This window comes from Pigmentiphaga sp. (genome assembly GCF_019689535.1).
Lineage (GTDB): Bacteria > Pseudomonadota > Gammaproteobacteria > Burkholderiales > Burkholderiaceae_B > Pigmentiphaga.
In genome coordinates this window covers 1-20,238 of sequence record NZ_JADGHH010000045.1, presented here as the reverse complement: position 1 = coordinate 20,238, position 20,238 = coordinate 1, and the positions used below count along the sequence as shown (strand labels likewise).

The window sequence follows — 20,238 nt, the reverse complement described above, 5'->3', positions numbered from 1 at the left end:
GGGGGGTGGGCCACGCGCCGGCGGGGGCGGCCTGGCGGGCCCGCACGTCGGCGGCGTTCGGGTTCATGGCTCGGCCCCCAGCAAACGTTTCGCAAAGGCGCGCCCCGTCTCGGCGGTGCCGAGATTGCCGCCCACGTCGCGCGTCGATTCCCCGGCCTCCACGGCGGCGGCCGCGGTCCGCACGATGGCATCGGCGGCGGCGACGTATGCGGCCTGGCCGGTGCGGCGCCCATGCCAATCGAGCAATTGGCCCGCCGAGAGGATCAGCGAGAACGGGTTGGCAATGTTCTGGCCGGCGATGTCGGGCGCCGAGCCGTGTGCGGCCTGCCCCATGGCGTGCCGGGCGCCCATGTTGAGCGATCCGCCCAGGCCCAGGCTGCCGGACAGCTCGGCGGTGAGGTCGGACAGGATGTCGCCGAACATGTTGGTGGTGACGATGACATCGAAGCGCTGCGGTGCGCGGACCACGTGCGCCATCATGGCATCGACGATGAAATCGTCCACGGTGACATCGGGGAATTCCTGCGCGACCTTTCGGCACTCTTCGATGAACATGCCATCGCCGACCTTGAGAACGTTGGCCTTGTGGACGATGCTGACGTGCTTGCGTCGCGCGCGGGCCAGCTCGAAGGCCGCGCGGGCGATGCGTGCGCAGCAGGCCCGCGTGATGCGGCGCAGGGATACGACCACGTCTTCGGTGACCAGCATCTCGCTGCGGCCCGAGGCGATGTTGCGGTCGGCGTAGAAGCCCTCGGTGTTCTCGCGCACGACCACGAGGTCGAAGGCGTCGACCTTGTGCGGCACGCCGCGCCATGTACGGGCCGGGCGGATGTTGGCGTACAGGTCGAGTTCCTTGCGGAAGAACATCGAGGGGTTGATTTCGCCCTTGCTTTCGTCCTTGAAGTCAAAGGTGGCCATGGGGCCGAGCATGAGGCCATCGGCAGCGCGCACTTTCTCGAGCAGCGCGGGGGTGACGGTCGCGCCGTGCCGCTGCAGGCTTTCATGCCCGGCAACATCGTGTTCCAGGGCAAGGTTCAAACCGAAGCGCTGCGACGCCGCGTGCAGGACTTCGACGGTGGCCGCCATGGTTTCGGGACCGATTCCGTCGCCGGGAAGGATGACGATTTTCATGATAGATACCTGGTGTGGGAGGGCGATGGTCTTGCCCTAGGGCCGTCTTAGTCGATGCGGGCTTGGGTGCTCTTGACCAGGCGCTCGTACTTGGCCATTTCGGCGCGCACGAACTGGCTGAAACGCTCCGGCGGCATTGGGTCGACCGCGCTGCCTTCGGCCTGGAACCGGCTGCGCAGTTCCGGTTTCTGCGTGATCCGATTGATGTGGCCGGCAAGCAGCTCGACGATGCGGGTCGGCGTCGCGGCCGGTGCGAAATAACCGCCCCATAGACTGAATTCGAACCCCGGCAGGATTTGCGCGACCGTCGGCACTCCCGGCAGCGCTGCCACCGGTTCGAGCGACGAGACCGCCAGCGCCCGCACTCGCCCGCCCTGGATGTGGGGCATGATGGACGAAGCGCTGGCAAAGAAGCAATGCACTTGGCCGCCGATCAGGTCAGAGATGGCCTGGCCCGCGCCCTTGTATGGGATGTGCGTCATGTCGACCTTCGCGCGCGATGCGAGCTCAGCGGCGGCCAGGTGGCCGGGCGTCGCGGTTCCCGATGAAGCGTAGGCGATGGTTCCGGGTTTGGTGCGCGCCGCTTGCAGCAGTTCTTCGACGCTGCCGAAGGGCGAGTTGGCAGGAACGGCGAGCACCAGCGGAGCGTTTCCGACTAGGGCGATCGCGCGCAGGTCTTTTTGGGCATCGTAGCCCGGGTCTTTCATCGCGAAGCCGTTGATGGCGATTTCGCCGGTTTGGCCGAGCAGCAAGGTATGGCCGTCGGGCGTTGCGCGGGTAACCTGCCGGGTACCGAGCGCGCCGCTGGCGCCGGGCCGGTTTTCCACGATCACGGATTGCCCGAGCGCCTGCGACAAATCCTGGGCGAGCAAACGGGCAAACACGTCTCCTTGGCCGCCCGGGGCATAGGGCACGATGACGGTAACTGGCTTGGTCGGATAGGCGGTGTCTGCCCCCGCGGGCGTGCACATCGAGGCGCACCAGAGGGCCGCGCCAGCCTTGAGGACGAATCGTCGCTGCATGAAATGCCTCCGTAATCGTTATCGAATTCATGACCGTGTTCGACGCGCATCATTGCCGCATCGGCTAATCAAGTAAATTGCAAAAATTCTTTCAATTGATACGTTGATCGTATGAATTTCGATCTCTCCGATCTTCGGGCCTTCGTGACGGTGGCGCAGCTAGGCAGCTTCCGCGCCGCGGCGCAGTCTCTGCACGTCTCGCAACCGGCGTTGTCGCGGCGCGTGGACAAGCTCGAGCAGGCGCTCGGCATGCGCTTATTCGAGCGCAGCACCAGGAAGGTCGAGCTCAACGCGATGGGCCGCGCCTTTCTTCCCCGCGCCCAGCACGTGCTTTCCGAATTGGAGGGCGCCTTGCTAGGGATGGTCGATCTGTCGGAGCGCATACGTGGGCTGGTCACGGTGGCGTGCATTCCCTCTGCCGTCGATAACTTCGTTGCCCGCGCCGCCAGCATTTTTCATGCGCGTTTCCCGCGTATCCGGCTCCGGGTGCTGGATCAATCCGCGACTGACGTGCTGCTCGCGGTTTCACGATCGGAGGCGGACTTCGGCATCAGCTACCTCGGCATCCGCGAGCCAGACCTTGAGTTCCAAGAGCTGGCGCGGGAGCCGTTCGTGCTGGCTTGTCGGCCTGACCATCCGCTGGCGCAACGGCGCCGGGTGCGGTGGGCGGAATTGGCCGACGTGGACTGCATCGGCCTGGCTTCCGGGAGCGGCAACCGGCTGCTGATCGACCAGGGGCTGGCCCAGCTCGCGGCGCGGCCGCGGTGGATAGGGGAAGTGCTGCATGTGCCGGCGCTGTTGAGCGTGATCCAGGCGGGGCTCGGCGTGGGCGCCGTGCCGGCACACGGGTTGGCCGGGCCGGCAGGGCATGGCCTGGTCAGCGTTGAGCTGGTCGAGCCGTTGTTGAGCAGGCAGGTGGGCATTCTTTCGAAGCGAGGGCAGCCGGCCTCGCCTGCCGTCCAGGCGTTCAGGGACGTCGTCGTGGCCGAAGCCAAGGCTCGGGCGCAGAAGCGTCCCATCCGGAATGCCCGCGAGCAGGCGGGCCGCCGCAGTGCCTGACGGGGCGCCGTCCGACGCGTGCGAGGCCAGTGGGCCAGCGGCGCAGGGTATGCTTGGGTTCTGCCAAAACCTCAGGTTCGGAGTGCGATTCCATGAAATGGCCGAGTCAGCCGAAGCAGAATAAACCGGGTCTGCCGGGAGGGCGCCAGGGGCCGGGAAACCGGCCGCTCGGCAGCCCGACCATGCCCCCGCGGCGGGTATGGCTCATCTTTCTCCTGGTGTTGCTCGTCAATTACCTCGTGGCGCGCTTTCTCGCTACCGGCGCCGACGAACCGGTCACGATCCCCTACACCGTCTTCAAGGAGGAGGTGGCCAAGGGCAACGTGACTGCCATTTACAGCCAGGGAGAGCGCATCGAGGGCCGCTTCGTCAATGCGGTCACCTGGCCCCGCGCGGATACCGAAGCGCCGGTGCGGGGGGCCGCTCCTTCCCAGGTGCCGCGCACGTCGACGACGTTCGAGAGCACGTTGCCGGTGTTTGTCGATCCCGGGTTTGAGAAATTCCTGATCGACCACAAAGTCGAGATCAGCGCGCAGCCCATCCAGGATAACAATTGGCTCGCCACGCTCATCTTTGGGTTCGGGCCGGCGATTTTCATCATCGCGTTCTACGTCTGGCTGTATCGCCGCGCGTCCCGCCAGGGCGGCATGGGGTCGACCATGTTCGGCCTGGGCAAAAGCAAAGCGCGGCGGTACGACCTGGAAGGAGGGGAGCGCGTCACGTTCGAGGACGTGGCCGGAATCGATGAGGCCGAAAATGAGCTGGTCGAGGTCGTGGATTTCCTCAAGAATCCAGCCAAGTACACCCGGCTGGGCGGCTCGGCTCCCAAGGGCGTGTTGCTCGTGGGCGCGCCGGGCACGGGCAAGACCCTGCTGGCCAAGGCGGTCGCCGGTGAGGCGGGCGTGCCGTTTTTCTCCATGAGCGCCGCCGAGTTCGTGGAAATGATCGTCGGCGTCGGGGCCGCGCGCGTGCGGGATTTGTTCAAGCAGGCACGCGAACATGCTCCGTCCATCATCTTCATCGACGAGATCGACTCCATTGGCCGCGCGCGGGGCCAGGTGGCGTTGGGAGGGTCGAGCGAGCAAGAGCAGACGCTGAACCAGATCCTGACCGAGATGGACGGTTTCTCGGGGAGGGAAGGCGTCATCGTGCTCGCCGCGACCAACCAACCCGACGTGCTCGACAAGGCCTTGCTGCGGCCCGGCCGCTTCGACCGTCGCGTGGTCGTCAACCTGCCGGACAAGAACGGGCGCGAAGCCATCCTCAAGGTCCATACGCGCAAGACGCCCCTGGCGGCCGACGTGGATTTGGCCGAGCTTGCCTCGACCACGCCCGGCCTGTCCGGCGCGGACTTGAAGAACCTGGTGAACGAGGCCGCGTTGCTGGCGGCGCGTCGCGACCAGAACGAGGTGCGCCAGAAGGATTTCAACGACGCGCTGGAAAAAATCGTGCTGGGGCCCGAGCGGCCGCTGCTCCTGAGTCATGCCGACCGCGAACGCATCGCGTATCACGAAGGCGGGCACGCCATTCTCGGCCTGCTCGTGCCGGGCGCAGACCCGGTGCACCGGGTAACCATCGTGCCGCGCGGGCAGGCGCTGGGCGTGACCTACCAGCGCCCGCAGACCGACCGCTACAACTATCCCGAGGCCTATCTGCTGGCGCGGATCGTCGGCATGCTGGGAGGAAGGGCGGCAGAGGAGGTCGTTTATGGCACGCGCACCACGGGGGCCGAGAGCGACATCGAGCAAGCTACCCACCTTGCGCGCAACATGGTGATGCGCTGGGGCATGAGCGACAAGCTGGGCATGGTACAGCTCGCACCAAGGCAGAACCCCTACCTCGGGGGCGCAGGCCCAGGCGAGCTAGCTTGCAGCGAAGAGACGGCCCGCCTGGTGGATTTGGAAGTCCAGCGCATCATCCACAGCTGCCACGAACGCGCACTGAGCCTGTTGCGCGAGCACCGGGCACAGCTCGATGCGCTGGTGCGTGCCCTGTTGGAAAGGGAAACGCTGGACGAGAAGGAAATCTTGGAGGTGACGGGCTTGCCGCCGGCTCCGCGCTTGGACGAGGTACCGGCCCGCGCGATCGCCGAGGGAGAGGCCGCCCCGCCAACTTCCTGACGCGGGCGGCCGGCCCGTTCATTCCTTCTCTATGCCCGCCTTGGCAATGATCTGGGCCCATTTGCGGGATTCTTCGGCCTGGAAGCGGCGCAACTCGTCGGGCGTGCTGGTCACGCGCTCGGTGCCAGTCGGGTCGTAGAACTTCCCGGCAGTGGGCGTCTTGACCGCCGCGGTCAGCAGCTCGTTGAGGCGGGTGACGATGGCGGGCGGCGTGCCGGCAGGCACGTAGGCCGCGAACCAATATGTCGATTCATACCCAGGGACGCCCGATTCGGCGATGGTGGGGACGTCCGGCGCGAGCGGGCTGCGCGTGGAGGTCGTCACGCCTAGCGCCTTGAGGTTGCCGTTCTTGGCCTGCGGCAGGCCCGTGGTCATGTCCGTCCACATGACTTGTATCTGCCCGCCCATCAGGTCGGTCACCCCCATGGGATTGCTGCGGTACGGGACCGGGACGATCTCGGTTTCGGTCATCTGCTTGAACAGTTCGCCGGCCACCCGGCTGGACGAACTGCCAAACCCGAATGAAAGTTTGCCCGGTTGCGCCTTGGCGAGCGCGATGAATTCCTTGACGTTGTTCACGGGGAGGCTGGGGGGCACGACCATGATTTGTCCGCCCTTGCCCAGCAGGGTGACCGGTTCGAAATCTTTGACCGGGTCGTAGGGCAATTTCTTGAACAAATGTTCGTTGGCCGCGTGCGTCGTATTGGTGGTGATCAACACCGTGTAGCCGTCGTTCTTGGCACGGGCCACCGCCTGCGCGCCGATGAACGAATTGGCGCCGGGCTTGTTTTCGACGACGACGGGCTGTCCCGTCGCTTCGGAAACGGCCTGCCCGATGGCGCGCGCGATCTGGTCAGTCGCGCTGGCGGCGGCGAACGGAACCACGAACGTGATGGGCCGTTCGGGGTATGCCTGCGCATGGGAAGCCGGGACGGCCGACAGCGCGAGGGTGAGCAGGGCAAGGCGCGGGATCAAGGGTGCGTTCATGGTGTCTCCTTATCGTCGATGGTAATGGTCAGCGTCAACAGCAGGCTCGATAGCGCCTTTCCGTGGGTATCGAGGTTGAGGGAGTCGTTGACGCCGCCGTCGAGCACGTCGTCCAACACGAAGTTCATGGCGAAGAGTCGAGGCAGTAGGTAGCGCTTGACCTCCGTCGGCGTGCGTGACGCGAACAGTTCCGCTACGCGCGCTTCGGTGACCTGCTCGACGAGGACCGGCCAATGCACGGGATCATAGGCAATGACGCTGATCGAGGCGCGGTTGCCTTTGTCTCCGGCGCGCGCATGGGCCAGCTGGTGCAATCGGATGGTCTGCAGGCTCATGCTGCGAACTCCCAGGCGGGCGTGAGCCATTCCCGTGGCACCTGGCATGAACCACTCGCCAGGCGCGGCGTGACCGCGGTGCGTACGCCCCCGCCCGCGGCCGGCCCACAGGTATAGAGCGCCAGGACCTCGCGCGTGACCTGCTCCGCTTCCGCTCGGGAAGGCGCGGCAGCGGCGATGCGCAGGCGCAAGTCTTCGCCCTCCGGTGCGGCCGGGGCTGTCCGCTCCGCCATCGGTTCGTGGTCAGCGCCGAAGACGCTCGAGATGCCGATGATGTCGGCACGCAGCTTGAGGTGGCCCAGGCCGAGGCGGCGGAGGCGCTCGCGCACGACGTCGGCGGCCAGGCGGGCGCGTGCGGCGGCGTTCGGGCCGGCGTAGGAAATCTCGCCTTCCGCCAGCCAGCCGCCTTCATAGCAAAGCGTTGCCTTGAGCGTCGCGGGACGAGGGTGCCCGCGCACGCCGGAAATCTCGACCCGGTTCGGCGCCTGTTCGCAAACCTCGGCTTCGCTGATGTCGGCGACCACGTCTGGCGTGAGGTAGGCGCTGGGGTCATGGATTTCGTACAGCAATTGTTCAATGACCGTACGGCGGTCCACGCATCCTCCGGTACCGGCTGCCTTGGTCACGACGAAGCGGGCGTCGGCATGCATTTCCACGATGGGGAAGCCGACGTTCGCAAGGTCGGGCACGTCCTTGTATCCCGGGTCGGCGAAATAGCCGCCGCAGACCTGCGCACCGCATTCCAGTAGGTGGCCGGCCATGGTCCCGGCAGCAAGGCGGTCCCAGTCGTCGTGGGCCCAGCCGAAGCAGGCGATCATCGGGCCGAGCGCCAGGGCAGGATCCGCGACGCGCCCCGTCACGACGATCTGGGCCCCGGCGCGAAGCGCTTGCGCAATCTCGTGGGCGCCCAGGTAGGCGTTCGCACTGACCAGCGGCCGTTCGATGCCCGCGCCGGCCAACAGCGTGCTCATGCGCTCGGGCGGGAGTGTCGTGAGCAGGTCGTCACCGGTGACGACGGCGATGCGCAAGGCGGGAAGCCCCAGGGAGGCCGCGAGCGCCTGGAGCCGTTTGGCCGCTCCGTGGGGATGGGCGGCGCCGAAGTTGCCGATGATGGGAATTCCGCCGCGCACGCATTCGGCAAGCACCGGCGCGACGAAACGCTCGAGCGACGGCTCCCAGCCCGCCTCGGGATGCTGTTTGCGTTGCAACTGTGCCAATGCCAGCGTGCGCTCGGCCAGCGTTTCGAATATCAGCGCGCGCGGGCCGTCGTGCTGGAGCAGCGTGCGGACCACGGGACCTGCGGCGTCCCAGCGATCCCCGGAAAAACCTGCGCCCGATCCGATGTGCAGGGCGGGAGAGGAGAGGGAAGAAGAGTGCATGCGCTCCGGAACGATGTCTTGGACCCGACGGCCGGTTGAGGTCCTCAACCGGTCAGGTAGAGACGATAGGAGTAGGGGAATTTTTCGGGAAATGGATTATTTGGAATAAATGATTGAAGAAACAGATCAATGTCGCTTGTCCGCGGGAAGCACGAGCAGCTTTTTGCGGGAGCGACGGCCGTTTCCCACGCCGGGTTGGCGGCGAAGCATGAAATCGAGCAGGACCTGGGCCGCGATGGACATGCTCCGATCGCGGCGCCGGATGACGTATACCTCGCGCATCAGGCCGGGCGTCTCGATGGGTTGGGCCGAAAGATCGGGACTGTCGAAGTGGAACAGCGTCAGCGCAGGTACGACGGTAATGCCAAGCCCCGCCCGCACCATGCCCGCCACGGTACTCAGTTGATCGAGCTCCATGATTCCGTTCATCTTTGCCGGATGGATGGCGGCCTCGATGTGCTGGCGCACGCTGCTGTCTTGCGAGAGGTGAATGAACGGCTCGCCGCCCAGTGCCGCCAGCGTGACGTTCCGGCGGCGGGACAGCGGATGGTCTTTGCGGCAGACCAGGTAGAAGCCGTCCTGGCAGAACGGTTCGGCAAGCAGCTCAGGGCCGACCGTGCGCATGGACGCCAATGCAAAATCGGCGCGGCCACTGCGGACGAATTCGACGCAACTTTCGGACAAGACGTCCGCCACGTCTACCTGGATGCCGGGGTAGGCGTTGCGGAACTCGGCCAATACGCCCGGCATCCAGCCTGCGGCCAGCGACGGGAGGGCGGCGACGCTGGCACGCCCGCGCCGGCCCGCCGCGTGTTCGCCGAGGTCTTCAAGGGCGTCGCGCAGGCTGACCAGGACACGCGTCGCACCACTCATGAACAGCCTACCCTCGGGGGTCAATTCCACGCGGCGGGTATCGCGGTCGAACAGCCGGACGCCGAGCGCGTCTTCCAAGGTTCGTATCAGGGTGCTGAAGGCAGACTGCGACAGATGGCACTGTTGCGCCGCCCGGGTGAAGTTCTTGTGCTCGGCCAGTGCAAGAAAGGCGCGGATTTGTCGGGTCGAGAGATTTTGGTCAGTTATTTGCATTATCGATTACTCCACCCAAAAAAAGCGATGCACTCGATGAGAACCAATCTTACTATCCGCCCGAGCGGTTCAGGACGTGGATGAAGACGCTACGAACAAAGGAGACAGGAGTCCATGAACACGATTCCAATTGCGCTGGGATGCACATTGGTTGCCGCGGTGCTGGCAGGATGCGGCGGAAGCGGCGGGTCATCGGGGGATGGCAGTCCTCCCGCGGTTCCGCTGGAGATATCCGTCCTCGGCAATCGAGCCGATTTGATCTCGGGCGGGCAGGCCCTGGTCGAGGTGAAGATCCCGGATTCGGCCTCGGTACGTGCGGAGCAAATCCGGATGGTGCTCAATGGCAAGGACGTCACCGACGCCTTTGCCTTGAGAGAGAACGGCCGCTACATGGGGCTGGTAGAGGGCTTGGCGGAAGGCGGCAACACGCTTGTGGCGCGAGCCGGGGATGCAACGGCACACCTCGTCATCAAGAATCATCCGATCGGCGGCCCGGTTTTCTCCGGGCCCCAAGTGGGGTATTGGGAATGCACGACCAAGGTTGCCTCCCCGACGCCCGACAACCCGGATTTGGGCGAACCGCTCGACGAGCAATGCAATATCGCAGAACCGGTCTATCGCTACCGGTATCGAACCCTGGACGGGACCTTTGCCGTCTATGACCCGAGCAACCCACCGCCGCCCGAGCAAATCGCCCGCACTACGACGGATGAAGGAAACACGGTGCCGTACATCGTGCGCATCGAGCGAGGCGTGATCAATCGCGGCAAGTACGACATCGCATATCTGGCGAACCCGGAAGATCCGACGAAGGGGTGGACGCCGTACGCCCGGCCGGCTTCATGGAACGGCAAGCTGCACTGGAAATTCGGCTCGGGCTGTGAGTTCGGCCGCCGGCAGGGGAATCCCGGGAATGTTCTCGATCACGTGGCGTTGAGCCGCGGGTTCATGGTGGCTTCGTCGGAGATGACCCAATACGGGACGCATTGCAACGACGTCACGTCGGCCGAAACGGTGATGATGCTCAAGGAGCACATCACCGAAAGCTACGGTGAGATCCGGTTCACCACGGCGGACGGCTCATCGGGCGGTGCGCACCAGCAGCATTTGCATGCTTCCAATTATCCTGGCCTGCTCCAGGGCATACTGCCCAGCGATGGCTGGCAAGATACGTGGACGACGGCCCGCGAGTTCGCCGATTGCGGACTGCTCAAGCGATTCTATGACGCACGCAAGGACGCCGGCGAGCCGTTCACCATCATGCAGAAGGCACACGTCAACGGCCACGTCTACGAGCAGGTCTGCGAGGGGCCTGCGAACACCAACATGGCGTCCAGGACCCCGTTCTACATGGATCCTTCCGTGGGCGGCGCGGGTTGCGGAACGCATTGGAACGTGTGGTCCGAGGGCAACCTGGCTGGCATCCGCTGCACCTTGCAGGATTTCAACATTGCCGTGTTCGGACCCCGCGACCACACCGGATATGCCAAGACGCCGCTCGATAACGTCGGCATCCTGTACGGTTTGCGCGCGCTCAACGAGGGCAAGATTTCGCCGGAACAGTTCGTTGCCCTGAATGAGCAGATCGGCGGATACGACATCAACGGCCGCTGGCAGCCGACGCGCATGAAGGCCGACCCGGGTGCGGCCGAGATCGCCCATCGGTCCGGGCGAGTGGCGCACGGCAAGTACCTCGGCGAAGTGGCGATCATTCAGTCGATCTTCTTCAACGTGGTGGAGGAACACTACGATTTCCGCGGCTACGTGATCCGCAATCGCATTCTGCGAGAGCATGGAGACCATGCCAACCACGTCATTTGGCGCTATAAGCAGACGCCGCCGAATTACACCGAGCGTTTGTTCGACACCCTGAACGAATGGTTGACCAGGGTAGAGGCCGACCGGTCCGACAAGCCCCTGCGCGAGAAAATCATCGCGAACAAACCCGCGCTCGCCGTGGACGCATGTTGGCGCGCCGATGTCTCGCAATGGAGCACCGACCCCGTTTATTGCAATACCTCCGCCGAACCGACCTCCACGTCGAGCATAGCCGGAGAGGGAGACAATGCGGTCTATAGGCCGGGCGTGGACGAGTGGCCGGTATTCCGGGACACGCGTGTCGCCGCCGGCGAAGGCTTGGCCAGCGACGTGATGAAATGCCAGCTCAAGCCGCTTTCCCGCGCGGATTTCGCGGTCGAGTTCACGCCAGAGCAATGGACCAGGCTAGAAGCCGTTTTCCCCGAGGGCGTATGCGATTACTCCAAGCCTGGCATCGGGCAGGAAGCGCCGGAACCCTGGCAAAGCTTCATGGACGGCCCCGGGGGCAAGCCACTCGGCCCGGCGCCCGTTTCGGCGCCGGGGGAGGGCGCCGCATGACTGGACGGCGCTAGGCGGGCTTGACTTTCCCGCCGTGGGAAGCTGGATACTGCGGGCATGACGATTCCCGATCGAGATCGAGCATGACCGAACAATCGCTTCCCGAGGCGGGTGTGCCAGAGACGACCTGGTCGCTGCCCGTGCAGGGAATGACCTGCGCCTCGTGCGTGGGAAGGGTGGAGCGCGCGCTGCGCGCAGTGCCTGGCGTGCGCAGCGCCAGCGTCAACCTGGCAACCGAGATGGCAGAAGTGAGGGCGGACGACACCGTACCGCCCTCTGCCTTGCGCGCTGCGGTGGAGAAGGCCGGTTATGCCGTGCCGGCCGAGACCGTGGACTTGCGCATCGAGGGCATGACCTGCGCGTCGTGCGTGGCCAGGGTGGAGAAGGCGCTGTCTCGCGTGCCGGGGGTGGTCAAGGCCGAGGTGAATCTGGCGACGGAGACGGCGCGCGTGGAGCTCGCAGCCAGGGCGGGCTGGGCAGACCTGGCCGCGGCGATCGAAAGGGCCGGCTACCGGGCGCGACCGCTCGAGGCGGAGCAGGCGCCTGCCAGGCGCTGGCCCGATTGGTGGCCGGTCGCCCTGGCCGGGGCCTTGTCTTTGCCCTTGGTACTGCCCATGCTGTGGATGCCCTTCGGCATCAGCGCGATGCCGGGAGCGTGGTGGCAGCTGGCGCTGGCCACCCCGGTGCAATTCTGGTTGGGGGCGCGCTTTTACCGGGCCGCCTGGAAAGCGCTGCTGGCGCGTTCCGGCAACATGGACTTGCTGGTGGCGCTAGGAACCAGCGCGGCCTACGGCTTGAGCGTCTACCGCCTGTTGCGCCATGGCGGGTCGGGACATTTGTATTTCGAGGCCTCGGCAGTCGTCATTACCCTGGTACTGCTGGGCAAATGGCTGGAGTCGCGCGCCAAACGCCAGACGACGGAAGCCATTCGTGCGCTCAACGCCTTGCGCCCCGAGGTGGCGAGGGTACGCAAAGGGGAAAGTGAGGTCGAGGTGCCGCTGTCGGCCGTCGGCGTCGGCGACCTCGTCGTGGTCCGGCCGGGCGAGCGCATTCCGGTAGATGGCACGGTGGTGGAAGGTTCGAGCCACGTGGACGAGTCGCTCATCACTGGAGAGAGCCTGCCCATTTCCAAGCAGGAAGGCGAGCGGGTCACGGGCGGGTCGGTCAACGCGGAGGGCGTGCTGGTCGTGCGCACCGCGGCGGTTGGCGCGGAATCCATGCTCGCGCGCATCGTGAGGTTGGTCGAATCGGCGCAGGCCAAGAAAGCGCCCGTGCAACGCCTGGTGGATCGCGTCAGCGAGGTATTCGTGCCGGCGATCGTCGGCGTGGCCGCGGTGACGCTGCTGGCGTGGGGGGTGACGGCGGGAGACTGGGAGGCAGCGATCTTGAACGCGGTCGCCGTCCTGGTCATCGCATGTCCATGCGCATTGGGCCTGGCGACCCCAGCCGCCATCATGGCCGGAACGGGCGTGGCTGCGCGCCGTGGCATCCTCATCAAGGATGCCGAGGCGCTGGAGGTCGCGCACCGGGTCACGGTAGTGGCGTTCGACAAGACGGGCACCCTGACGGAGGGACGTCCGGAATTGGTGGCGGCGGAAGCGGTGTCGGGCAACACGGCTGAGTTGCTTGCGCTCGCCGCAGCACTGCAGGCGGGCAGCGAGCATCCACTGGCGCGGGCAGTGATGGCCGCAGCCAGGCGTGAAGGTGTCGTTCCGCCGCGAGCATCGCAGCTGCGCGCGGTCCCAGGACGCGGCATGGCGGGGCTCGTCAATGGCCGCGAACTCAGGCTGGGAAACGGCAGGCTCATGCAAGAGAGCGGCGTCGATACGAGCCCGCTCGCAGCGCGTGCTGCCGAACTCCAGGCGCAAGGCCGCACGGTGTCGTGGGTGGGGAGCGCGGGAGGCCAGCCGGCACTCATCGGGCTGCTGGCCTTCGGCGACACGCTCAAGGCGGGAGCACTTCAGGCCGTGCGCAGCCTGCATGCGCAGGGCATACGTAGCGTCATCTTGACCGGCGACAACGCAGGGGCTGCGCACGCCATCGCGCAAGCCTTGGGCGTCGACGATGTGCGGGCCGAAGTGCTGCCGGAGCACAAGGCCGAGGCCATCACGGAGTTAAAGCGCGGCGGTGCGGTCGTGGCCATGGTCGGCGACGGCATCAACGATGCTCCCTCGCTGGCCGCAGCCGACGTGGGAATTGCCATGTCCACGGGCACTGACGTCGCCATGCACGCCGCGGGCATTACCCTGATGCGCCCTGATCCTGCGTTGGTGGGAGATGCCATCGACATCTCCCGGCGCACCTACGCCAAGATTCGCCAGAACCTGTTCTGGGCCTTCGTCTACAACGTGGTGGGCGTGCCGCTTGCCGCCCTGGGCTTGCTCAGCCCGGTGATCGCCGGGGCGGCCATGGCCTTGAGCAGCGTGAGCGTGGTGTCCAATGCCCTGTTGCTGCGGCGTTGGAGGGGGCACGCTTGAGGGAAAGGCTCAGTCCTTTCCGTGCATGATGCGATCGATTCGATCCAGCGCGCGCATGGCCGGGAGCACCGACGCAATGTCGCAGCGGCTGGGGCGGCCCTCTTTCAAGGCAGCGATGAATTCAGCATCCTGCGCCTCGAAGGCGGGCAGGGCTTGCGGGACGTCAACCGGCTTGCCTTCGCTGTCGCTTAGCTCATCGCGAAAGGCTCGGTAGGTTTCTTCTTCGCCAATGTAGCGGTAGAACCCGCCGAATGGCCCCTTGTTGTTGAAGGACATCGCCATCGTCAGCAGCGTGCCGCGCTGGCGCGAGCGCATCGCCACCGTCATGTCCATGGGGATGCCGAGTTGTGGATGGTCGGGCCCTCGCTGGCCCCAGACCTCGACATCCGTCTCATCGAGCAGCCAGCAGAACAGGTCTACCGTATGGCAAGCGTGGTGCCAGAGCAGGCTGTCTACCCAGGTGCGGGGCTCGCCGAACATGTTGAGGTTATTGCGCCGGAAGAAATAGGTCTCGCAGACGAGGTGATGAAGCTGGAACTCCCCCTTCCTGACGCGGTCGCGCAGGTATTGGTGGGGCGGCGCGAACCGGCGGCTGTGGGCCACCATCATGGGCACCCCGGTTTCAGCTTGGATGCGGACCAGGCGCTCAGTGTCTTCCAGGTTGAGCGCGGCGGGGATTTCGATCAGCATGGGTTTGCCCAGCCGCGCCGCCAATTCGGCGTGTTCGGCGTGGTGGCCGGAAGGCGTGGCCAGCACCACGGCGTCGACGTCCGGCCGGGCAAGCGTGGTCGCCAGATCATCGCTGCAGTGAGGGATGTTCCACTGCTCGGCCAGCTGCTTGCCGCGACGCAGGTCGCCCACGGCCAGCGCGGTGACCTCCACGCCCGGCATGGACGCGAAAATTCGGGCGTGTGTCGACCCCATGGCGCCTTCGCCGGCTATGCAGAGGCGGATGGTAGAAGACGAATGTGCTGGCATGAGTGAGTCTCCGTGGTAGGCGAGCAGTCGGCGCCGCGCTGCGATGGCGGAGGTGGCGCCTGCATGCCGGTATTGTATGGGGCCCGCCGCGCGAAGCCGCCATGTGTCCAGCAAGGAGAAACGACGCAAGGATTTGGGAACGATAACTATTTTCTATTTTGCCAAGTCGACCGCCTTCTTCCCCGCCTTGCGAGAATCGGCCTCGCAACCCGGGTGAAGGGGCTTTCCGCCCTATACTAGAGCGTTACGTCATTTTCTCTCGTGAGTTCCACCATGCCGCAATACCGTTCTCACACATCCACCCACGGTCGCAATATGGCGGGGGCGCGTGCGCTATGGCGCGCGACCGGCATGAAGGACGGAGATTTCGGCAAGCCCATCATCGCCGTCGTCAATTCCTTCACGCAGTTCGTGCCCGGGCATGTGCACCTGAAAGACCTGGGGCAGATGGTGGCGCGCGAGATCGAGGCTGCCGGCGGCGTGGCCAAGGAATTCAACACCATTGCGGTGGATGACGGCATTGCCATGGGCCATGGCGGCATGCTGTATTCGCTGCCTTCCCGCGAGCTGATTGCCGACTCCGTCGAGTACATGGTCAACGCCCATTGCGCCGACGCGATGGTGTGCATCTCCAACTGCGACAAGATCACTCCGGGGATGTTGATGGCTGCCATGCGGCTGAATATCCCGGCCGTGTTCGTGTCGGGCGGCCCCATGGAAGCCGGGAAAGTCATCGAGGCTTACCATCCCGCCCAGGACGTCGGTGGCCAGAAGATCATCAAGGTGGACTTGATCGACGCCATGATCAAGGCCGGCGATCCCACCGTGTCCGACGCGGACGTCGAGAATTACGAGCGTTCCGCCTGTCCGACTTGCGGATCGTGTTCGGGCATGTTCACGGCCAACTCCATGAATTGCCTCACCGAGGCGCTGGGCCTGTCTTTGCCCGGCAACGGCACGCTCGTGGCGACGCATGCCGACCGCAAGGATTTGTTCCTGCGTGCCGGGCGCCTGGCCGTGGAGCTGTGCAAGCGCTATTACGAACAGGGGGACGCCTCGGTCTTGCCGCGCAGCATCGCCACCAAGTCCGCGTTCGTCAATGCCATGTCGCTCGACGTGGCCATGGGCGGCTCGACCAATACGGTGCTGCACCTGTTGGCGGCGGCGCAAGAGGGCGGCGTGGACTTCACGATGAGCGACATCGACCAAATTTCCCGCCGCGTGCCCTGCCTGTGCAAGGTGGCGCCGGCCACGCAGCAATACCATATCGAGGACGTCCATCGCGCGGGCGGCATCATGGCCATATTGGGCGAACTGGATCGCGCCGGCCTGCTCGACACTTCCGTCTCCACGGTCCATAGCAAGACCTTGGGCGAGGCGATCGCCGCCTACGACGTCATGATCACGAAGGATGACTCGATCCATGCGTTCTACCGGGCTGCGCCCGGAGGCGTTCCCACGCAAACGGCCTTTAGCCAGGACAAGCGCTTTGACAAACTGGACCTGGACCGCAGCGCGGGGTGCATCCGCGACAAGGCCCACGCGTATTCGCAAGACGGCGGGTTGGCGGTGTTGTATGGGAACCTGGCCGAGAACGGCTGCATCGTCAAGACGGCGGGCGTGGACGAGAGCATCCTGAAGTTCGCGGGCAAGGCGCGCGTCTTCGAGAGCCAGGAAGATGCCGTCGACGGCATCCTCGGCGATGCCGTACGGCCCGGAGACGTCGTCATCATCCGCTACGAAGGCCCCAAGGGAGGCCCGGGCATGCAGGAAATGCTCTATCCCACCTCCTATCTCAAGTCCAAGGGCCTGGGCAAGTCTTGCGCGCTGCTGACCGACGGTCGTTTCTCCGGCGGCTCCTCGGGCTTGGTGATCGGCCATGCGTCGCCGGAAGCGGCCGAGGGCGGCACGATCGCCCTGGTGGAAGAGGGCGACGTCATCGAGATCGACATCCCTAACCGCATCATCAACCTGCGCGTGGACGCCGCGGAATTGGCCAAGCGGCGCGAGGCCATGGAAGCGCGTGGAGACAAGGCCTGGAAGCCGCTCGACCGGCGGCGCGTCGTTTCGCAGGCGCTGCAGGCATACGGCATGATGGCTACGTCGGCCGATCGCGGCGCCGTGCGGGATATCTCGCAGCTCACGCGCGCTCGCGCACGCTAGGGCGCGGCGCCTCGAACGGCGCAACGGCGGCTCCCGACATTCCGCGGGGCCGCCGTTTTTTACATGGATGGATCCGGCGCGCGAGGCGCGGGCGCAAAGTTAGCGCTGCGCCTCGCCTTCTTTTTGCATCCGGGCGAGGAGCCTGGCGAACTCGATCAAGAGTTTGCGGTGATGCGCATCCAGCGCGGCGGCGGCGTGTTGCAGCGAGCGGGTGTCTTCATCGCCGTAGGCAAGGACGTCCCCTTCGCGTAGTTCCTGCCCGCCGCGAACGACTTGGACGTTTTCGACCAAGGCGTAGAGATCTGTGACGCCCACGTTCATTGCGCGGGCGATGTTTTCCAGGCGCGTAATGGACGGCTTTTGCTTGCCGGTTTCGATGCGCGAGAGATTGCCGGCGTCGGTTCCGACCTCCATGGCGACTGCCTCGAGCTTGAGCCCGAGTTTTTCTCGCGTCTGCCTGATCGCCGAGCCTATGTGCATGGCGCCATTGTCCGAAACGGCTTGCTTGGCACGCAAAGCGTGGGGCGCAAAAATTTAGGGTATATTTTGCGTTGTAAGCAAAAGTTACATGGCGCCTCGGGGACGGACTACGAAGAAGGGCGCCGTATATGCCACCAAGAATTGCGTGTCATGCAAGCCAATAATGCTGTTACTGAACTGCTCGTGCTCAGTGGCCTGGATAGCAAAGGGCGCGTTGCTTGGATGTTCGTGCCCGGGGGATGGGACATTGCGGCACTGGAACGGCGATTACCGTTTTCCGGAAGTCGCCATACTCCTCAGCGAGAGGCGGTGGTTCCGGTCGACGTGGCACGGGAACTGACGGAGCGCTACGGAGAGCGCCCCTTCCGAGAATTGCCCGATACGCCGAGTCTAGCGCGGTTATTGTCGGACGACATCGCTGCCGTCAGGATCCTGGTCGCCCGCAATCAAGATTCCACCTTTTCCGCCATTCCGCTGTGACGCAGCAGCGCCTCGATGCTCGGATCCCGGCCCCGGAATGCCCGGAAGGACTCGATGGCCGGGCGGCTGCCGCCCACCTGCAGAATCTCCCGCAGGAAACGTTCCCCCACGTCGGGCCGTAGCGTGTCGGTCGTAGCGGCTTCTTCGAAGGCGGCATAGGCGTCTGCGGACAGCACTTCGGCCCATTTGTAGCTGTAGTAGCCGGCTGCATAGCCGCCGGCGAAAATGTGGCTGAAGGTGTGGATCCAGCGCGAAACCTCCGGCTGCGGCAAGACATGCATGCGGTCGTTGACCTCGCGCGACACTTCCAGGACGCTTTTCCCGCCGTCCGGGTCGAAGTCCGTGTGCAGATGCATGTCAGTCGCAGCCAGGACGACCTGGCGCAGCGTCATCAAGCCGCTTTGGAAATTCTTGGCCGCAACCATTTTGTCGTACAGCTCGCGCGGCAGCGGTTCGCCGGTTTGCACGTGGGCCGTCATTTGCTGGAGCACGGCCCACTCCCAGCAGAAGTTCTCCATGAACTGGCTCGGCAGCTCGACCGCATCCCATTCCACGCCGTTGATGCCGGACACGCCGAGGTCTTCCATTTGCGTCAGCATGTGATGCAGGCCATGGCCGAACTCGTGGAACAGGGTAATGACTTCATCGTGCGTGAAGAGCGCGGGCTTGCCGCCGCTAGGCGGCGTGAAGTTGCAGACGAGGTAGGCGATGGGCGTCTGGAGCTGGCCCGACGGGCGGCGGTAGCGCGTGCGTGCGTCGTCCATCCAGGCGCCGCCGCGCTTGCCGTCGCGCGCGTAGAGGTCCAGGTAGAACTGGGCGAGCAGCGTGCCGGAGGCAGATTCCACGCGGAAGAAGCGGACGTCCGGGTGCCAGGCGGGCGCGGCGTCGGGGCGGATGCGGACCGAGAACAGCGTTTCAATGACCCGGAAGAGACCGGCGAGTACCTTGGGTTCCGGGAAGTATTGCTTGACCTCGTTTTCCGAAAAGGCATAGCGCGCCTGGCGCAGTTTCTCCGAGGCATAGGCAATGTCCCAGGGCTCCAGTTCGGCAAGCCCCAGTTCCGCTGCCGCGAACTCGCGCAGCTCGCGCAAGTCTCGCTCGGCGTACGGGTACGCGCGCTCGGCCAGCTCGGACAAAAACTTCTGCACCTGTTCGGGCGTCTCCGCCATCTTGGGAACCAGCGAGACTTCGCCGTAGTTGGCATAGCCGAGCAGCTGCGCTTCTTCGCGGCGCAGACGCAGCAATTCCAGCATGATGGCGCTGTTGTCCCATTCTGGCTTGCCTTGCCCATATTCGGGACCGAGCTCGGACGCGCGGGTAACGTGGGCCTTGTACATGGTCTCGCGCAACGCCCGGTTGTCGGCGTATTGCAGGACAGGGAAATAGGATGGGAAGTGCAGCGTGAATTTCCACGCAGGCGCGTCGTCACTGCCTTCGCGCGCCTTGCGAGCAGCTTCGCGCGCTGCTTCTTTCACGTCGTCGGGCAGGCCGGACAGCTCCGATTCGTCGCGCACGACGAGCGAGAAGGTATTGGTGGCGTCGAGCACGTGGTCCGAGAACGACTTGGACAGCGTGGCCTGGCGTTCCTGGATCTCCGCAAAGCGCGGTTTCTGGCTCTCGGGCAGCTCGGCGCCGCCAAGGCGGAACTGACGCAGTTCGTTTTCGATTTGCTTCTTGCGGGCGGGCGTCAGGCGCTTGAATTCTTCGCTTGCCGCCAGCTCCTTGTACCGTTCGTACAGTGCTTGGTTCTGGCCCAGGCCGGCCCAGAATTCCGTGACGCGCGGAAGGTTTTCGCCATAGGCGGCCCGCAGCTCGGGAGTGTCGGCCACAGCGTTCAAGTGCCCCACCACGCTCCACGCGCGCGACAATCCTTCGGTGCCTTCGTCCAGGGTTTCCACGACGTTCTGCCAGGTAGCCGGCGCGCCTGCGGCCTGGTCCGCCTCCAGCTTGGCCACTGCGGCCTGCGCCCGTTCCAGCAAGGCAGAGATTGCCGGCGTGATGTGTTCCGGGCGGATGGCTTCGAACCTGGCCAGGCCCGATAAGTCCATCAGCGGGTTGTCGGCGAGGTCGGCAGGTTGCTGGGCAGGGCTTTGCGTCATAGAGGTGACTCCGAAAGACGATGGTTCGGGCAGGCCGCAAGCACGGCAGGCCACATGGCCTCCGCG

The 20,238-nt window shown here is 65.1% G+C and carries 15 protein-coding genes; 6 read left to right on the top strand and 9 right to left on the bottom strand.

What is annotated here, in order from left to right:
- Window positions 1-63 precede the first annotated feature (63 nt).
- Window positions 64-1,131: an isocitrate/isopropylmalate family dehydrogenase gene (locus IRZ12_RS05990; RefSeq protein ID WP_296465646.1), complete on the bottom strand. Its 1,068-nt coding sequence runs from the start codon at window positions 1,129-1,131 to the stop codon at window positions 64-66.
- A 47-nt stretch (window positions 1,132-1,178) separates the two neighbouring features.
- The gene (locus tag IRZ12_RS05985) at window positions 1,179-2,153 is read right to left on the bottom strand and encodes a tripartite tricarboxylate transporter substrate binding protein (RefSeq protein WP_296465643.1); all 975 of its coding nucleotides are present in this window, start codon (window positions 2,151-2,153) and stop codon (window positions 1,179-1,181) included.
- A 111-nt stretch (window positions 2,154-2,264) separates the two neighbouring features.
- Between IRZ12_RS05985 and IRZ12_RS05980 the strand changes: the two genes are divergently transcribed.
- Together IRZ12_RS05980 and ftsH are read left to right on the top strand one after the other, a co-directional pair.
- Window positions 2,265-3,212, top strand: coding sequence for a LysR family transcriptional regulator (locus IRZ12_RS05980; protein WP_296465640.1), 948 nt, complete (start codon window positions 2,265-2,267; stop codon window positions 3,210-3,212).
- Window positions 3,213-3,304: 92 nt separating this feature from the next.
- Window positions 3,305-5,332 (top strand): ATP-dependent zinc metalloprotease FtsH, encoded by a 2,028-nt coding sequence (ftsH, locus tag IRZ12_RS05975; RefSeq protein WP_296465636.1) that lies wholly within the window; start codon window positions 3,305-3,307, stop codon window positions 5,330-5,332.
- An 18-nt stretch (window positions 5,333-5,350) separates the two neighbouring features.
- Here ftsH and IRZ12_RS05970 read toward each other — a convergent pair whose 3' ends face one another.
- From IRZ12_RS05970 to IRZ12_RS05955, 4 genes are all read right to left on the bottom strand, one after another.
- Window positions 5,351-6,319, bottom strand: coding sequence for a tripartite tricarboxylate transporter substrate binding protein (locus IRZ12_RS05970; protein WP_296465633.1), 969 nt, complete (start codon window positions 6,317-6,319; stop codon window positions 5,351-5,353).
- The gene (locus IRZ12_RS05965) at window positions 6,316-6,654 is read right to left on the bottom strand and encodes a hypothetical protein (protein WP_296465630.1); all 339 of its coding nucleotides are present in this window, start codon (window positions 6,652-6,654) and stop codon (window positions 6,316-6,318) included. Before IRZ12_RS05965 ends, IRZ12_RS05970 begins: the two co-directional genes overlap by 4 nt.
- Window positions 6,651-8,033: an acyclic terpene utilization AtuA family protein gene (locus IRZ12_RS05960; RefSeq protein WP_296465627.1), complete on the bottom strand. Its 1,383-nt coding sequence runs from the start codon at window positions 8,031-8,033 to the stop codon at window positions 6,651-6,653. The genes IRZ12_RS05965 and IRZ12_RS05960 overlap by 4 nt, the downstream gene beginning before the upstream one ends.
- Window positions 8,034-8,159: 126 nt before the next feature.
- Window positions 8,160-9,119 (bottom strand): LysR family transcriptional regulator, encoded by a 960-nt coding sequence (locus tag IRZ12_RS05955; RefSeq protein ID WP_296465624.1) that lies wholly within the window; start codon window positions 9,117-9,119, stop codon window positions 8,160-8,162.
- A gap of 114 nt (window positions 9,120-9,233) precedes the next feature.
- Between IRZ12_RS05955 and IRZ12_RS05950 the strand changes: the two genes are divergently transcribed.
- Both IRZ12_RS05950 and IRZ12_RS05945 read left to right on the top strand, forming a co-directional pair.
- Entirely contained in the window at window positions 9,234-11,495 is a 2,262-nt protein-coding gene (locus tag IRZ12_RS05950) for a DUF6351 family protein (RefSeq protein ID WP_296465621.1), read from the top strand.
- 83 nt (window positions 11,496-11,578) lie between these two features.
- Window positions 11,579-13,972, top strand: a complete 2,394-nt coding sequence (locus IRZ12_RS05945; RefSeq protein WP_296465619.1) for a heavy metal translocating P-type ATPase — start codon at window positions 11,579-11,581, stop codon at window positions 13,970-13,972.
- A gap of 9 nt (window positions 13,973-13,981) precedes the next feature.
- On the opposite strand, the gene IRZ12_RS05940 is transcribed toward IRZ12_RS05945, so the two are convergent.
- Window positions 13,982-14,950 carry a Gfo/Idh/MocA family oxidoreductase gene (locus tag IRZ12_RS05940; protein WP_296465616.1) on the bottom strand — a complete coding sequence of 323 codons (969 nt, stop codon included), beginning with the start codon at window positions 14,948-14,950 and terminating at the stop codon, window positions 13,982-13,984.
- Window positions 14,951-15,223: 273 nt separating this feature from the next.
- On the opposite strand from IRZ12_RS05940, the gene ilvD reads away from it, so the two are divergent.
- Entirely contained in the window at window positions 15,224-17,113 is a 1,890-nt protein-coding gene (ilvD, locus tag IRZ12_RS05935) for a dihydroxy-acid dehydratase (RefSeq protein ID WP_296465613.1), read from the top strand.
- Between the two features lie 99 nt (window positions 17,114-17,212).
- Here the strand turns inward: ilvD and IRZ12_RS05930 are convergent, their stop codons facing one another.
- Window positions 17,213-17,593 carry a helix-turn-helix transcriptional regulator gene (locus tag IRZ12_RS05930; protein WP_296465609.1) on the bottom strand — a complete coding sequence of 127 codons (381 nt, stop codon included), beginning with the start codon at window positions 17,591-17,593 and terminating at the stop codon, window positions 17,213-17,215.
- Window positions 17,594-17,743: 150 nt separating this feature from the next.
- Between IRZ12_RS05930 and IRZ12_RS05925 the strand changes: the two genes are divergently transcribed.
- On the top strand, window positions 17,744-18,073 hold the full coding sequence (locus tag IRZ12_RS05925) for a hypothetical protein (RefSeq protein ID WP_296465606.1): 330 nt from the start codon (window positions 17,744-17,746) through the stop codon (window positions 18,071-18,073).
- Here the strand turns inward: IRZ12_RS05925 and IRZ12_RS05920 are convergent.
- Window positions 18,040-20,172, bottom strand: a complete 2,133-nt coding sequence (locus IRZ12_RS05920; protein WP_296465604.1) for a M3 family metallopeptidase — start codon at window positions 20,170-20,172, stop codon at window positions 18,040-18,042. The two genes, IRZ12_RS05925 and IRZ12_RS05920, sit on opposite strands and share 34 nt — an antisense overlap.
- Window positions 20,173-20,238 lie beyond the last annotated feature (66 nt).